We start from the raw sequence: 16,571 nt of genomic DNA on the forward strand, positions 1-16,571 counted from the left end.
ATTAAATCTCTTTCTTTAAAAGTCATTAGTAAATCCAAAAACCCATTGAATACTTTTTCACTTTCCAGACTTTCTGGTGATGAGCAGCTTTGGAATGGGCTCATCCTTGGTGATCGCGATTCCTTAGGCGCGATCTACCATAAGTATGTGCAGGATTTATTCAGGTTTGGCTGTTCCTTAGTTCATGACGAGGATTTGGTCAGAGATGCCATCCAGGAAGTATTTGTTGATCTCTGGAAATATCATTTGACACTTCAGCCTACGGACAAGGTCAAGGTCTATTTATTCAAATGCCTGTCAAATCGAATTCAAAAAGAATCCCAATCCGGGCAAAAGCGAAAGGCAAAACTTGAAAAGTATATGCTGGATGAAGAGGTAATAGTCGAAAGCATCGAAACTAGTCTTATCACGGCCAGTCAGAATAGATCTCTTCAAACTCGTCTTCGAAAGGCATTGGAATACCTGCCTCTAAGGCAAAAAGAGGTAATCAACTGCCTGTTTTTTGAAAATTTCTCCTACGAGGAAACTGCCAAGATCATGAATATTAACCTTAGGTCTGTGTACACCTTGGCTTGGAAAGCCATCTCCAGTCTAAAAGAATCCGTAGGGTTCAGGATTTTTCTGCTGTTTGCAGTGGGATTATTTAGCTAAAAAGGGCTGGTGTGGGGCTCAATAAGCAGCAGGGACACAGAAAGAAATGATTCTGTTTAAGAAAAAATCGGTTCCAATCCATTCTTTGCAAAACTTATGAGACTGCTCAGGTCACCGGGTGCGAAGTCTATGACCTCACTTTTTATAGAAATCCTTTAAGTTATGATTTTTCCTCACGCTGTGTCAGTGGTGGTTTTTTGAAGTTGTATTTAAGATCAGGACGGGAATTGATGGACCAATAAAGATTGATATACGCTACAATCTTTGCTACCTTTGTCTTTCTAAAGGCAAACATCCAAAGGCCTTGGTTAGTGTTTTAGTCATGTTGCACATCAGGAAATCGAAAATCATCTTCCCCATTTGATAAGCACCCGCGGGTGTGCTTGATTTCCTGTAGTCTTTTCGCAAACCATACTTCTAAACCTTCTTTCTTACCGGGGTGATTACTCGCGGCGAATAGACTTTTCCCGATACAGGAACTGCGTACGGTATTCCATTCTACAGTCCTTAAATGAATTTTACCATGGCAAAAGGAAAAGATTTAAAACCCTCAACGGTTGATTTAAAAGCCCGAAAACAGGAGAAAATCCTAAAAAAGCTGGAAGAAAAGAAAAATAAAAAACGTCGTTAATCAACAATAGCGAATCGAGAACCTATAGGGCCAATTTTCTTGGTCAATTGGCAAATTGAGCCAACCTAAAAGCCACCTGATTTCGATTGGGTGGCTTTTTATTTTGAGCAAGAGAAGTTTTTACAGTGATCCAATCCAAGGATCACTTTTGGGGGAAATTCCAAATTGGATTGCTTTGGATCTCTCTCATCCTTTAGCAGGAAGAATTCCTAACCGGATGAAAAAGCAAAAACGACCAATAGTTTTGTCAGTTTTTTCAGAATAAATCTGAATAAAATTGAGTTTAATAGATGTTTTATTTTGTTTTCTTGATCAGCTGAAAAAAAATCTAAAACTGAAGGATAACTTTTTTCATTGTGGGACTTATGTGGATGAATACCTTCTCCTATGAGCAAATCGGAATATTCTACAGAAGATTTTGTCCTGGATCCTGACTTCAGAAAATGGGTTCTGGAAAACCATCCAGAAAGTAAAATCTATTGGGAGGATTTTCTTAACCAATATCCTGAAAAGGTGAAGGAGATTTTTCAGGCAAGGGAGATCCTGGTGCACCTGTCCCGCGAGAAAAAGGAGCTGTCCCAAGACCAGGTCGAGTCTCTTTTTGCCAACATTTCCAGAGAAATAGCACTTCTTCAAAAAGCCGAAGTTGCTGAATCTTCCAAAGTCGTTTCTCTGGATAGCTGGGCTACTATCCAGCGATATAATCTTGAAAAGGAACGTATGCGACGCAGGAGAAATAGAATCCGATGGGCCGCATCACTCGCTCTGATCTTGGGATTTAGTACAATTTTTTATTGGTTCAAAGGAGAGTCCGTCAACTCCAGTCCGGAGTTGGTTGCAGAATCGGTTACATTTGAAGCTCCTGCGGGAGTAAAGTCCTCGATCAGTTTGGAAGATGGCTCTAAGGTGCATCTCAATTCGGGTTCAAGAATCACCTATCCCAAAAATTTCTCTGAAGATAAAAGGTTGATCCGATTGGAGGGAGAGGCATTTTTCGAGGTAGCCAAGGATCCAAACCGACCGTTTATGGTCAACTCTGGGCATTTGACTACCACCGCTCTTGGTACCTCTTTTAATATCAAAGCCTATCCCAATCAATTTGTAGCAGTCTCACTGGTCACCGGAAAAGTGAGGGTAGAAGATCAAAATAATCAGGCCAATCAGGCATTGCTTTCTCCGGGGGAGGGGATTCAGGCAGATTTGGAAAAGCACCTTTGGAAACAATCCAAATTTGATTTGGAAGAAATCCTTGCTTGGATGAACAAAACCCTGGTTTTTAAAAATACCCCTCTCAAAGAAGCCATCCTGCAAATGGAAAACTGGTATGGTGTCAAGGTTCAGGTAGCAGGAGAAATCCCAAAAGATCTGAGCGTATCTGGCAAATTTAAAGATGAAACCCTTCAGAATATCCTGGAGGGATTGAGTTTTAGTGCAAGGTTTTCCTACAAAATCCAGGGAAAACAAGTCCAATTAACCTTTAAACCCTAACCCAAAAAGCCTATGAAACATCCAGCGATCCAAAAGTGAAAAGCCGGGAATGAATCAACATCCCCGGCCAGTGCATGTGAAGTCCTGTCTGCGAAACATCCTTCACAAGCCGTCTAAACCCATTCTTTAAGTTTAAACACCAAGTAAAGTTATGAAAAAAGTCATACTGTTACATGTATTGGCTATGTCCAAGAGAATACTGCAAGTTTTTCTGATACAGTGCCTTTCGATGAGTGTCTTGCTCGCCTCCAGCGGCAATGCACAGGTGAAAACCATCGATCAGGTCAAACTGAAGCTTAACCTCAACAATGCACGCCTATTGGATGCATTTTCCAGGATTGAGCATGCCACCGGTTTCAACTTTGTGTACACCAACAAAGAGTTGAAAGATATACCCCAAATTAATCTTGATGCGGATTCCAATCTCTATGATGCTTTGGTAGAAATGTCCAGGCAAACGGGTCTCAACTTCAAGCAAATCAACCAGAATATCCATGTTCGGAAAATACCCGCAACTGATCAGGAAATACCCGTAAGCATCATGGAGCAAATCCCGGTGACCCTTACAGGCACGGTGCTGGACGAGTCCAATGCACCGCTTCCCGGCGCTTCTGTGATCGAGAAAGGGACCACCAACGGAACAATTACTGACATGGACGGGAAGTTTTCCCTGAATGTGGCAGGACCGGAATCGGTGGTGATCATTTCCTTTATTGGTTACCTCAGTCAGGAAATTACGGTAGGCCAACAGTCTCAGCTTAATATTTCACTTAAACCTGATACCAAATCACTGGATGAAGTGGTGGTCATTGGCTATGGTACCCAAAAACGAAGGGAGATTACTTCCTCAGTAGCCAAGGTGGACCAGGAAAGCTTTAACTCAGGTGGGGTAAGGTCTCCTTTGGACCTGATTCAGGGTAAAGTTGCCGGATTGAGCATTACCCGTACGGAGGGAAACAATCCTAATTCCGGAGCAGCAATCCAATTGAGAGGGGTGACGTCTCTTACTGGAAATCTCAGCCCTTTGATCGTTATAGACGGTATTCCGGGAGGCTCCCTTGATCTTCTTCAGCAGGATGATATCGCATCCTTTGAAGTGTTGAAAGATGGTTCTGCTGCTGCCATCTACGGTACTCGGGGGAATAACGGGGTCATCCTGATCACAACTAAAAAAGGAAAGGCGGGAGACCCAAGATTTGAATACTCCAACTACATTCAAAGAGATGTAGTGGACCGGAAACCGGATTTTCTGTCCGCAGAGGAATACAGGGATCTTATCCGTCAAGGTCTTATTGGGGAAGGAAATGACCTTGGAGCATCCACAGATCTGTATGACGAATTATTAAACAGAAAAAACTTTTCCCAATATCACAATTTCGCGGCATCAGGAGGCTCTCTCAATTCCAATTATAGAGCATCTTTTTATTTCAACGATGCGGAAGGGATTGCAAAAGAAAATGGAAGGAGACAGTTTGGAGGCAGGGTAAATTTGAACCAGACCGGTTTAAATGGAAGACTGCAAATGCAATCTAATTTGGCTACCAACTTCAATCTTGCCAACCTCTTGGGCGGCGGTGGAGGTGATTTCGAACAAGCCATTCAACGTAATCCAACCGCTCCGATCAGAACTCCAGATGGGAGGTTTGTTGAAACAGAAGCATTTAACAATTACAATCCGCTTTCCCGCTTGGCAAACCGGGTCAATGAGCGGAATCAAGCTACTTTTTCAGGAGACACCCGCTTGACATTGGAAATCATTGAAGGACTCACTGTCAGTGCATTTGGTGCACATGTTCGAAATATGTTCAATGACCGACAGTATAGATCACTGAATGACTTCGAGCAGCGGCCAAATTCTCAGTTTCAGGGAACTGGCTATGCCCGAAAATACAATGAAGTGACTTGGACCAATGTGTTTGAGTCGACTGCCAATTACAAGCGTAATTTTGGAAGTCATAGCTTGGATTTTATCGGAGGCTATTCGTATCAGTACAGTGCTTTTGAGAATTTCGCGGTAAATAACAGTGGATTTACTACTGATGGTTTTCTGGATTGGAATTTGGGAGCAGGCAGTGCGATCAATAATACCCGACTTCCCCGTCCTGGAATGTCCAGTTTCAAAGAAGACAATACCTTGATTGCTCTTTTCGGGAGAGTCAGCTACTCCTTTAATGAACGCTTTTTTGGCCAGGTTACTTTGCGGAGAGAGGGATCTTCCAAATTTGGAGCAAATAATAAATGGGGCAATTTCCCTGCGTTTTCCGCAGGTTGGGATCTTTCCAAAGAGCAATTTCTCTCCAATCTGAAAGAGATAAATAACCTGAAGGTTCGGGTTGGATACGGAATCACAGGGAATCAGGGAATTCCCAACTACCAATCCTTGGTCACGCTCAGTACCGGAGGAGTCTATCCACAGGAAGGGGTGTTTTATCAGACTTACGGTCCTTCCCGTAACCCAAATCCAAACTTGAGATGGGAGAAAAAACAGGAGTGGAACTTTGGTTTGGACTTTGGATTGTTTGAAAATCGGGTTTCCGGTGCTTTGGATATTTACCAGAGAAACACCGTGGATTTGTTGAACAATTATACTGCGCAACAACCACCTTTTGTGCGTAGCTCTATCTATACCAATGTGGGAAGTATCCAAAACAGAGGGGTGGAGCTTTATGTCAATGCCATTTTGGTCCAAAAGGATAATTTCCGATACAGCATTGACTTTGCGGGAAACTCCCAGTTCAATAAGTTGAGCACGCTTTCCAATGAATTTTATTCTGCTGACTTCTTGGAATATGGATTCCTCCCTTCTCCGGGCAACTTGGGTGCAGCAATCCGTATTGAAGAAGGTGGCCAAGTAGGTAATTTCTTCGGCAAGCGTTTCGCCGGATTTGACGAGGATGGAAAATGGCTCTTTTTCAAAGCGGATGGTACCGCTGTTCCTGCCAGTCAGATTGCTCCGGGTGACCTAGCCGTGATCGGAAATGGGGTGCCTAAATTCATGGCCTCTCTATCCCATAACTTCAGTTACAAAAACTGGGACCTTACCGTCTTTTTCAGAGGGAAGTTTGCCTATGATATTCTCAATACTCAGGATCTCTATTTTGGCAACAAAGCTTGGTTGCCTAATAACCTGTTGAGAAGCGCAATAGAGAAAAATGCCGACCTCAATGACAATCCCCAATTCTCTGACTACTACCTTGAAAACGGAAGCTTCGTCAAGCTGGACAACGTCACCCTTGGGTATAATTTCAACCTAAAAGGGAAAGCAGTGAAAAATTTCCGGGTGTATGCTACCGGAAGAAACTTACTCACTTTCACCAGCTATTCAGGACTTGATCCTGAACTCCAGGACACAGGATTTACTACAGGGATCGATAACCGAGGATTCTATCCTCGAACCAATTCCTATACCCTCGGATTGAACATTACTTTCTAAAGGACGATGAAGATGAAAATTTTAAGAAAATCATATAAAGTATTAGTCGCTACCGCGGTTTTGGGATTCTCGGGTTGCATGGACCTGTCCGAAACCTTCTACAGCCAATTATCAAAAGACAACTTCTACAACAATCGGGTGGAAGTTATGCAAGGAGTGCTCCGGCCTTTCACCCACATGCAGGCTTGGCTGGCGCCCACTGGTCAGAATGGATATTACTACCATAGTGAAATGGCAGCGGACCAAGTGGCCTGGCCTCAAAAGGGCCGGCACGGATTTGATGGCGGTGACCATATCAGATTGCATTACCACACCTGGACTCCTGATGAACCCAGGATGAGAAGTGCCTGGTCACTTATGTGGGAAGGGGTAGGCTACGTCAATGCGATTTTAGGTGATTTGGAAACGCTGGATATTGCAAGGGCAGGGCTTACCGAACAGGAAAGACAAAAATTGATTGCCGAGGTGAAGGTAATGCGTGCCTATCATTATATGCGGATCATGGATATGTGGGGTAATGTGCCCATCATCACCAAAGTTGGTGAACCTTTGAATCCGCCGACTGCTCCCAGAGCAGAAGTATTTCAATTTGTCATGAATGAATTGGAAGAGAATGTAGAAATGCTTGAACCCCTATCCCAAGCCTTGGTAGGTCGGGTTTCCAAAGCTGCTGGCTATGCCATGCTTTCAGAACTATACCTCAATGCGGAAAAATGGTCCGGTACTCCGATGTGGGATAAGTGTATTCAATACTCGGATAAGGTAATCAATGGAGAGGGGGGATCACTTTCCGGAGCCATGCGGCTGGATCCGGATATACTCGGTCCTTTCAAAAACAACAATCATCTTTCCCCGGAAAACATCTTCCAGTTTGCATTTAGTAGAGAAGGCGGATTTACCTTCAACTGGTCAGGGTTCTATTTCGGCTATGGGAATATGTCCCAAGCTTTGAATGTTACCTATAGTGGTTGGAATGCGTTTGTCGTTATTCCCACAGCTTTTGATGCCTTCCAAGAAAAGGACTTGAGAAAGAAAGAATGGTTCCTTTTTGGACCACAGTATTTCTTCAACACTCAAAATCCAATCTTAGGAACAGAAGAGTACGACGGTAAACCCTTAGTCTATGTCAATTCAATCCGAAGAAACAGTGAGGGGCAAACCGGAGAAGGTTCCATGACAGCCGGAGAAGAGAATAGTGGAGCTCGATTTCATAAGTATCGCTCGGGTACCTTAAATGATCCGATGTACTGGGAAAATGATTACATCATTTATCGATTGACAGAGATTTATTTCAATAAGGCTGAGGCCATTATGCGGCAGAATGGGGGAGTTGCCAATCAGGAGGCAGTTGATCTGATCAACGCCTCACGGAAGCGGGCATTTTCGGAAGCTGACTGGGCATCGGCTGCCTACACGACCTCTAGCTTGACGCTAGACGAATTGTTGGCGGAGCGTGGTCGGGAATTTATTTTTGAGGGAAAAAGACGGACGGACCTGATCCGTTTCGGGAAGTTTACCACAGGTGACTGGTGGGATCATAGACCTACCAATAATCCTAATCTGGAATTGTTTCCCATCCCTCAGATTCAAATCACCTCCAATCCAAACCTGCAACAAAACCCGGGTTATTAATTTCATTGAAGTCTCTGGCCTGCAAAGCCAGACCAGAGACTTTTACTTTTCAACTAGAGTATAGAAATTGTCACTTTCAACCCTATTCTCCAAAACAAAAAAGAATAGTAACCATGAAAGTTGTATTGTGCTCGTTTTCAGCGACCTAAGTATGCTGATCTAAGCGGTATAAAATGCCCTAATTCCAGATTTAATTCTGAAATCTCAAATTCACATCACTCAAACCTAAAATCATCAATATCTAATCAAACCCTTATGAATTTCAATCCCGGAAAGATTGGCTTTGGGCTCGCCCTCATAGTCGGGGTCACGCAGTCATCGTGGGCTCAAACCACCGTTAGGCTTTCGGACTTTAAAGACCCTTCCAAAAGCTGGAAAGAAGTTGGTCAAGTTTGGGCTGATCCATCCTTGCCAAACTCCCTGTTTACCGATGGCCAAGGTTCTGTCTTGGTCAATCTCCCCGACAAAAAAAATCCAGGTAAAGACCTTGTTAGCACTGAATCTTACGGAGATCTTGAGCTGAAACTCGAGTACATGATGGCTCAGGGCTCCAACTCGGGCCTATACCTGCAAGGTCAATATGAAATCCAGCTCCTGGATAGCTGGACCAAAATTTCACCCAAAGCAGGAGATAATGGGGGGATCTACGAACGATGGGATGAAGCACGCCCTGATGGCCAAAAAGGATACGAAGGATATGCTCCCCGTCAAAACGCCAGCAAAGCACCGGGACTTTGGCAAATCCTCGAAGTGGGTTTTCAGGCGCCTAAGTTTTCTGCTTCCGGAGAAAAGATCCAAAATGCCCGCATACGTTTTGTTCGTCTAAATGGTGTAACCGTACAGGAAGACATCGAACTTCAGGGACCTACTCGTGGATCTCTTCGTTCAGTTGAAGTAGCACGAGGTCCTATCCGTATCCAAGGGGATCATGGGCCGATTGCCATTAAATCTCTTGAAATCAAGCCCATGGATACTCAGGCTCCATCCTTGGCCAACCTGACGATGGAAGTGTATTCCGGATCGTTCGCCGACTTAAATGAACTTGCCGGAAAGACTCCGGTAAATAAAAAGTCACTCCACTCATTGAATGAGCTGTCAACCGGAGTTACGGGGACTTCGCTCACCAAGGTACAAGGCACCATTCAAATAGTTCAGGCTGGGAATTATACCCTGGACATGGCGGTACCCAATGGATTGGGCGCAATTTCAATTGGAAGTGAATCTGCTTCTTCCTTAAGTTCCGGAAGAATCCGGGTTGAGAAAAATCTTTCTGCAGGTTCGCATCCGATCACTTTTTTTGTTTCCAAACCAAGAGATTGGACGACTCAGGGCTTTTCTCTCCAAATCCAGGAAAACGGACTCTGGCCTGTTCAACTCAGTCAGCCTGCCGGAAATACCCAGACGGATTCCGATCCAATTTGGGTTGATACGGATCAAACTCCGGTTCTTCGCTCCTTCATTGAGATGCCGGATAGAGGTAAAATCTCCCATGCGGTTTCGGTTTCTTCAAAGGCAGGCATTCATTTTTCGTATGACTTGAGTACCGGAAGGCTAATCCGGGTGTGGAGAGGCTTGTTTCTTGATGCCACCCCGATGTGGAACAATCGTGGAAATGGGGTCTCCAGGCCTTTGGGTAATTTGACCTATCTCAATTCCAGTTCCAAATCCGACCCCATCACAGGAACTGATTCTTTTACTCCCAAAGGATATCAAATCATCGGAGATGGACAGGTTCGCTTCTTGGCTACTACTGCGACTGGAGAATTGACCGACCAAGTGCAGTTGCTGGCTGATGGCAAAGGGTTAACCAGAACCTTGAAAAGGACCGGAGGTTCTTCTATTGAAGTCCCTGTCTTGGAAGGTAAGTCGATCAAGCAGATCCGGGAAAATTTCTATTGGATCGAGGACGCAGGACTTTACCTCCAAGTCGGAGATAAATCCGTCAAACCCACGCTTAACTCCCAAGGTCAAGTGGTTTTGCCATTTTCTTCGGAGTTGACTTATACGCTCTTGTTTTAAACCGAATAGCTCATCATGTTGACATATAAATCACTAATTAAAAAAGGAGCTTTACTGGCCGTGACTGCAGGACTCATTTTTTCTGCATCAGCTCAGGAATCTCCCAAGGAGGAGGACTTCTTCAAAATAGCCAAAGTACCTGCGCCGGAAGGGACGTTGTTGGAAGTGGGAGGCTTAACCATGCTACCCAATGGATCGCTAGGTGTGGCCACTCGTCGGGGAGATGTGTTTGTGGTGGAAAATCCCACAGCCTCCAGACCCTATTTCCGAAAGTTCGCATCGGGCCTGCACGAGATCCTGGGATTGCATTATGAAGAAGGCAGCTTTTATGCCGTGCAGCGGGGAGAACTTACCCGACTTAGAGACATGGATAGTGACGGAAAGGCTGATTGGTACGAGACTGTTGCTGCATGGCCGCTTTCTGCCCATTATCACGAATATAGCTTTGGCCCAAAACTCGCTCCGGATAATACCTTCATCGTCACTACCAACGTGGCCTTTGGAGATCAGGAATGGTGGAGAGGAGAAAGCCGGGTTCCTTACCGAGGTTGGACCCTAAAAATCCATCGGGATGGAAAGATTGAGCCATTCGCTACCGGGATGCGCTCTCCAGCCGGTCCGGGCATACTGAACGGAGAGGTGTTTTATACCGAAAATCAAGGCGACTATATGGCTTCAGGTGGGCTTTGGCACTTGGAGAAAGGAGACTTTTCCGGACATCCGGCAGGGTTGGCCTGGTCTCAAACCCCAGGATCTCCCATTACGATGACTACCGAGCAATTCAATGCAGTGGTAGATCCAATGAAAATAAAAGATGAAAATGGGCGCTTCATCAAGCCTGAAAATGTTCAGGATGACAACTTCATAACCCTTTATGAGGCTAAAAAATCGCTGCCTGCTATCAAGCTTCCAGCGGTATGGTTGCCCCATGGTATCCATGGAATCTCGAATTCGGAACCCTTGGTAATTCCTGAGAACTATTGGGGGCCATTTGCAGGTCAGATTCTCATCGGAGATCAGGGCCAAAGCAAAATCATGCGGGTAATGCTCGAAAAAGTCAACGAGGTCTATCAGGGAGCATCGATTGACTTCCGATCCGGATTTCAGTCGGGGGTTCTTCGAATGGCTTTTGCGGCAGATCAGTCCTTGTTTGTCGGGGAGACCAACCGGGGCTGGGGCTCTGCGGGTGATGCCAATGAGGGTTTGCAGCGTTTGGTTTGGAATCGACAGATTCCTTTTGAAATCCGCAATGTGAAAGCCATGCCGGATGGATTTGAATTTGAATTTACCCATCCCGTGGACAAGAAGTCTGCCTCAGATCCGGAGAGTTATTTGGTCAACAGTTTTACCTACAAATACTTCCCGGTATATGGTTCTCCTCCGGTGAAAAACCAAAATCATGAGATCAAGGGAATCGAAGTTTCCGAGGATGGGCTTAAGGTCAGGATTGCACTGGATCAAGTTCATCAATATCATGTACATCGCCTGAGTCTGATTGGTGTAAGAGAGGCTGGTACCTACCATGAATTGGTCCATACGGATGCTTATTACACCCTGAATGAGATTCCTTCGGGAACTAAAATGGCCATCAAAGCTCCTGAACCTAAGACAGTGGTAACTTCTGAAACGAAGACAGCTACCGGTGCTACCAAGCCTTTAGCGGCTCAGCCTAAGCCAGCAGCTAAACCAGCTACTGCAATTCCGAGTGAGACAGAGATCAAAGCGCTGTTGGCTAAAAACACCTGTACGGCTTGCCATGCACCGGACAAAAAGCAGGTGGGACCGGGTTTTAATGAGATAGCGAAGCGAGGCTATACTGCTGAGAAAATGGTGGAATTGATCTACAATCCTAAACCGGAAAACTGGCCGGATTACGCCACACCCATGCCTCCAATGCCACAAGTGCCTAAGGAAGAAGCACTCAAAATTGCCCGTTGGATTAACTCCCTTAAGTAATCAAGTTTCGAAAATTTCATATAGATAGGTCGATTAATCTGAAATCATTGCTATTCGCTGGTTTCTAAAGGTGTAAACCAATGAGCTTCTGGCTCATTGGTTTATTTATTTCAAGGCCAATCACCCCATTTAAAACAGGGGGAAAAAGTAGCTGTTGAGATTAGTGGTGGCAATATTCTTCTTAGTTTCCTGATTATCGAGCATCAAACACCTTGTTGGTTGATCCTATGAAACAACCATTGGATTAACCTGGTATCCATTGTGTTTACATTTTTTTACAGTTGATAATTTCAGTTTTTTCTTCTCTTTGAATTGTTTTAATTTTCCTCTGTTTTTTTATATGGGTGTTATTTCATCGTCACTAGTTAAAATGGGAAATCCGAATTTTGAAATTTTTGTACCGGATTTTATTAAAAACTCATCGGTCTATTTTGCGATTGTCACAGATTTGGAAGGGGTCTACCAATACGTCAACAGGCGTTTTCAGGCACGATTTGGATTTTTGGGAACCGATTTATTAGGTCAGTCATTTATGGTAGGTATTCATCCTGATGATCACCTGATTTGTCTGGAAACTGTCCAGTCATGTCTTGCTCATCCGGGTAAGGTTATTCCAGTATTGTTGAGGAAACCGGTAAAGGACCAAAAAGAACATGCCTGGTCTCAATGGGAGTTTTCGACACTGCTTGATGAAAATCAGGTTCCTTTTGGGATGTTTTGTGTTGGTCATGACATCACGGATGCAGAAAAAGCCACCCGAAATGCCCAGGAATTGGCGAAAAGAGTGGAAACTATTTTGGAAGAAATTTCAGACGGCTTTTTGCACCTTGGGGTCAGCCTGGAGATTCGGAGAATCAATTCCAAATTTGAAGATCTTTTTGAATTGGATCGAAATGATATCCTTGGAAAATCTGCTCAAGAATTAGGAGATAAAGTTTTCAATAAAAATCTTTTGCGAAAGCTTTCCACTATTCTTTTGGAAAATCAAATGGCTGTGATTGAGGAATTTTTAGGATTTTCCAAAAAATGGGTTTTGATCACCGTATATCCATCCAATGCCGGTCTTACGTGCTTTATAAGAGATATCACCGAAGAGAAAAGGAGAAAGGCACACATGGAGCTTTCTGAAAACAAGTTGAAAGCAGTCTTCGATAGTACGGTGGACAGCAATCTTCTGATTGGCTTGGGTGGTGAAATTTTGAATTTTAACCGAGTGGCCAATGAAGTGTCCCTCAAAACAAAGGGGAAAGAATTGACATTGGGCAGCTCAATTGAGGATTTTCTACCGGAGGATAGTCTGGAAGGGTTTCATGAGAATTTCCCGAAAGCCTTGGCTGGCAATCAGGTTCAAGTGGAGGTACTCCGGTATCTGAAGGGGAATCCTTATTGGTTTGAGGTATCGTATTTTCCGGTAAGGGATGCTTCAGGTTCTTTGATGGGAGTGGCAATGAATATTAAGGATATCAATGCGAGGAAACTGACCGAACTTGAACTCAAAGAAAGCCAAGGGATGCTGAATGCAATTTACAATAGCACCTCGGAGGCATGGTTTTTCATCGATAAAGAGTTGAGAATTAAATCCAGCAATAAGGCAGCAAAACTGTTGACTCAATCGCTGATGGGTCGTTCCATGACAATTGGTGAATCATTTTTGGATTTTCCCCATCCTATTTCGAAAAGGGAAGTTTCCGCTTACTTCAGGCAAGCGATTTTGGGTTCAAAATTTAATTTCCAGAAAATCCAGGATGAAAGGTGGTGGGATATTTTGATGGAGCCGGTTTTCGACAATGAACGGAGTGAAATCATCGGGGTGTCTTTTATCCTGAAGGATATCACCCTGATAAAGGAAAACGAAGATCGAATTCTCAGGCAGAACGAACTTTTGAAAGAAATCACCTGGTACCAATCCCACGGTTTGAGAAGGTACGTGGCCAATATTTTAGCCCTCTGTGATTTGGTAAGTAACTATACTCCGGATTCAGAACAGGAAAGAGAAGAGTATATCCGGATGATTCTGGCAGAATCAAAAAACTTGGATAGCCTTATTCACAAAATTGTGGCCTTGTCCTCAAATGCAGACTTGAGGTTTGAACAGTAATGAAGGGAAATGAAATTTCATCCGATCTTTTTTAAACTGGAGGATTGGATAATCGGTGATATCCGCGTTGATTTTAGCCTATTTGATTATTTGAACGGATTTTGCTAAAAGTAACCAGAGATTTTAAAATTTTACGATTATCCCTAATTGCACCACCAGCCAAATCGGCTTTGATCATTGGGTCGGATCCTTCGGGCCTCCCGACACTCGTCAGGAAAGTGCTCCGTACTGGCGATCGATACTACGACAAGCTCGGTATAAGTGACCGAAGGATTCTTGATTTCATCCTTTTCGAGAAATTTCATAATCCCGCTAAACGTATTGATAAGAAAGTCGATATTCAGATCATATTATGTGGTAGTTTGAATAATCTCGAATTAGGAATTCCTGCTACTACTTGGAAGTCGTAAATTCAGAAAAAAAATGTGGCAAATTGTTGATTTTCCAAAATGATAATCAGGAAGTTTAATCCGGATAAAGGGCTCTATTTTTTTGAAACGAGGTACTTGCAGGCGGATTTTCATGCCCATCCAGCAGCGGAATTGCTTGTTTCTGAAGAAAAACCATTCTGTATTTTGGGAGAATCCGGGATGTCCTACGAAACTTATTTTGCCGTAATTCCCAGAAATGTAATTCATGGAGTTCAGGCTTCTGATGATTGCTTCAAATTGATGCTGGTAGAAAATCAGGAAGAGTTTGTTTTTTCGTTTTTAAATGCTCGGGGAAATTTGACGGGCAATGAAGATGGCTTCTTTCTTTTTTATCCTGACCGGCCTATCTGCCTGGCAGATTTGTATGACCTACTCACCGGTCTATCCGGTAAGGGAAATTTGGACCAACGAGTAGTCCGGGTGATGGATTTGTTCCATTCTTGTTCGATGGAGTATCCGGAGTTTATATCAGAAGTGAAGCGGGTCAGTCATCTGTCCGATGGCAGAATTGCTCACCTGTTTAAAAGGGAAATCGGAGTTTCCCTGAAAAAATATTTACTCTGGGTAAAATTGAAAAAGGCAATTTCCTTATTGCTGGAAGAAAAAGAGGGGATTTTAAATGCGTTGCTCGAAAGCGGTTTTTATGATCAGGCTCATTTTAGCAATTCGTTCAGACGATTTTTAGGAGTAAAGCCTTCTTTCGGTTACAATAGCAGAATCGTACAAGTATTTACAGGGAGTAAGTGAGAATTTTGTCCAAATTAATTTCAACATGGACAAAATTAGAAATACCATTTCCTCTGACATCAAGGCAATGATGGAAGTAATTGATTCGACCGGATTGTTTCCCGGAGAAATGCTTCCCGAGATGATTTCGGATTATTTTGCAGAGAATCAATCCGAAGCACACTGGTTAACCGCAGAGTCAAATGGGAAAATCGTTGGACTGGCCTATTTTCTACCTGAACGACTCACCCAGTTGACGCTCAATTTGTTGCTGATTGCTGTGCATAAGGAGTACCAGGGTAGGGGATTAGGCAAGGCAATTTTGAAAGAAGTTGTCTCCAGAGGACGTGAACTGAACAGTCATCTTTTGCTGGTCGAAACATCCGGTCATCCCCATTTTGAAAATACCAGAAAATTCTACACGTATTTCGGCTTTCAAGTCGAGGCAAGAATTCGAGATTTTTACCAGATTGGAGAGGATAAGATTGTGTTTTGGATGAGGCTTTAAGTACTGCTCCTGTTAGATGGTTGGCTGTACACTTTTTTGGTGAACCTGGGTAGAAGGTGCGACTCCAAAATGCTTGGGCAAGGTCACGTAATCCAAGGGAGCACAGGCAAGTTTGATAATCGCTTGGTGGTGAATCCCATGCTCCAGATTATACCATAATTCTCTTAAATACGAGGTTTTGAAGGCGCAGGAAACCCCATCCACCTGAGAGATCAATAAGAGGTTTTTATCCGGTTTGGACAATCGGAAACCCATATCTTCCAGTTTTTGGATAGCTGAAAGGGGATCAGTTTCAAGTTGAAGATCTCTTTTCCGTGTATCGTAGCAGATGATTCCGCCTTCGTATTGGTCCAAAAGGCATTCAAACAATTCCAGAATGTGCCGGATATGTTGCCCGATACTCGAGCTGATCAATACCGGATTGGGTTGGGAATAATCTTCCTTTTTGAGCTGGAGGATAAGGGTCTTTAATTCATTCAGCAGTTTTGGACAGCTTTCCAATATCATATAGACAGGCATTAGTGAGGACGGAATAATTTATAAAAAAGCAGGAAATTGATCAGGCAGCAACTCCAACAAAGTAAGGCTAAGGAGAATAATCGTCCCCCATCTTCCCTAAACACGATACCGATGACAAACAAATGAGTGAGGATCGCTCCGGACATGATGCCAATCCCTAAAAATGACCCGATTAATTGGGTTTTGGGAATTATAAGCAGGGCTACGACAAGCAGTTCGATCGTTCCCAAGCCGATTCTGCCCCAAGGTTCCAGGTCCAGGATAGAGAATAAGGCCACTGAGTCCGGGTGAGCCCCGAATTTGTAAAAGAGCGATTGGAAAAGAATGATCGCCGCAAGTATCCGGAGAACCTGACTAAGGCGAAATTGTACCGGACTCAGCCGGTTGGAAGTGAGCAAAAGATTCATGGTGCTTAGGGTTAGATTATCCCTAATTTTCTACCATTTATACTTCCGATTTGTCCGCAGGCTTACACTTTT

General features: G+C 43.8%; 12 protein-coding genes. 9 read left to right on the forward strand and 3 right to left on the reverse strand.

Annotated features, from left to right (window positions below; translation table 11 throughout):
• The first annotated feature begins 45 nt into the window (after nt 1-45).
• The 7 genes from CLV31_RS00265 (at nt 46) to CLV31_RS00300 (ending at nt 13,908) form a co-directional block, all read left to right on the forward strand.
• A complete protein-coding gene (locus CLV31_RS00265) occupies nt 46-651 on the forward strand; it encodes an RNA polymerase sigma factor (RefSeq protein WP_111390874.1) in 606 nt (201 codons plus the stop codon).
• A 1,018-nt stretch (nt 652-1,669) separates the two neighbouring features.
• Nucleotides 1,670-2,770: a FecR family protein gene (locus CLV31_RS00275; protein ID WP_111390876.1), complete on the forward strand. Its 1,101-nt coding sequence runs from the start codon at nt 1,670-1,672 to the stop codon at nt 2,768-2,770.
• A gap of 151 nt (nt 2,771-2,921) precedes the next feature.
• Complete coding sequence (locus CLV31_RS00280) at nt 2,922-6,203, forward strand: SusC/RagA family TonB-linked outer membrane protein (protein ID WP_245943289.1); 3,282 nt, start codon at nt 2,922-2,924, stop codon at nt 6,201-6,203.
• Between the two features lie 12 nt (nt 6,204-6,215).
• Nucleotides 6,216-7,835, forward strand: a complete 1,620-nt coding sequence (locus CLV31_RS00285) for a RagB/SusD family nutrient uptake outer membrane protein (RefSeq protein WP_111390878.1) — start codon at nt 6,216-6,218, stop codon at nt 7,833-7,835.
• Nucleotides 7,836-8,090: 255 nt separating this feature from the next.
• Nucleotides 8,091-9,854 carry a 3-keto-disaccharide hydrolase gene (locus tag CLV31_RS00290; RefSeq protein WP_111390879.1) on the forward strand — a complete coding sequence of 588 codons (1,764 nt, stop codon included), beginning with the start codon at nt 8,091-8,093 and terminating at the stop codon, nt 9,852-9,854.
• Between the two features lie 15 nt (nt 9,855-9,869).
• Nucleotides 9,870-11,810, forward strand: a complete 1,941-nt coding sequence (locus CLV31_RS00295) for a c-type cytochrome (protein WP_111390880.1) — start codon at nt 9,870-9,872, stop codon at nt 11,808-11,810.
• Nucleotides 11,811-12,180: 370 nt separating this feature from the next.
• The gene (locus CLV31_RS00300; protein WP_181452535.1) at nt 12,181-13,908 is read left to right on the forward strand and encodes a PAS domain-containing protein; all 1,728 of its coding nucleotides are present in this window, start codon (nt 12,181-12,183) and stop codon (nt 13,906-13,908) included.
• Nucleotides 13,909-14,051: 143 nt separating this feature from the next.
• Here CLV31_RS00300 and CLV31_RS21765 read toward each other — a convergent pair whose 3' ends face one another.
• Nucleotides 14,052-14,213, reverse strand: a complete 162-nt coding sequence (locus CLV31_RS21765) for a hypothetical protein (RefSeq protein ID WP_181452536.1) — start codon at nt 14,211-14,213, stop codon at nt 14,052-14,054.
• A 144-nt stretch (nt 14,214-14,357) separates the two neighbouring features.
• On the opposite strand from CLV31_RS21765, the gene CLV31_RS00305 reads away from it, so the two are divergent.
• Nucleotides 14,358-15,086, forward strand: a complete 729-nt coding sequence (locus CLV31_RS00305) for a helix-turn-helix domain-containing protein (RefSeq protein ID WP_111390882.1) — start codon at nt 14,358-14,360, stop codon at nt 15,084-15,086.
• Nucleotides 15,087-15,111: 25 nt separating this feature from the next.
• Nucleotides 15,112-15,573, forward strand: a complete 462-nt coding sequence (locus CLV31_RS00310) for a GNAT family N-acetyltransferase (protein WP_111390883.1) — start codon at nt 15,112-15,114, stop codon at nt 15,571-15,573.
• A 12-nt stretch (nt 15,574-15,585) separates the two neighbouring features.
• On the opposite strand, the gene CLV31_RS00315 is transcribed toward CLV31_RS00310, so the two are convergent.
• Together CLV31_RS00315 and CLV31_RS00320 are read right to left on the reverse strand one after the other, a co-directional pair.
• The gene (locus tag CLV31_RS00315) at nt 15,586-16,080 is read right to left on the reverse strand and encodes a DinB family protein (protein WP_146250837.1); all 495 of its coding nucleotides are present in this window, start codon (nt 16,078-16,080) and stop codon (nt 15,586-15,588) included.
• 11 nt (nt 16,081-16,091) lie between these two features.
• Entirely contained in the window at nt 16,092-16,499 is a 408-nt protein-coding gene (locus CLV31_RS00320; protein ID WP_111390885.1) for a DoxX family protein, read from the reverse strand.
• Nucleotides 16,500-16,571: the final 72 nt, after the last annotated feature.

The sequence above is a fragment of the Algoriphagus aquaeductus genome, from assembly GCF_003253485.1.
Taxonomy (GTDB): Bacteria; Bacteroidota; Bacteroidia; order Cytophagales; family Cyclobacteriaceae; genus Algoriphagus; species Algoriphagus aquaeductus.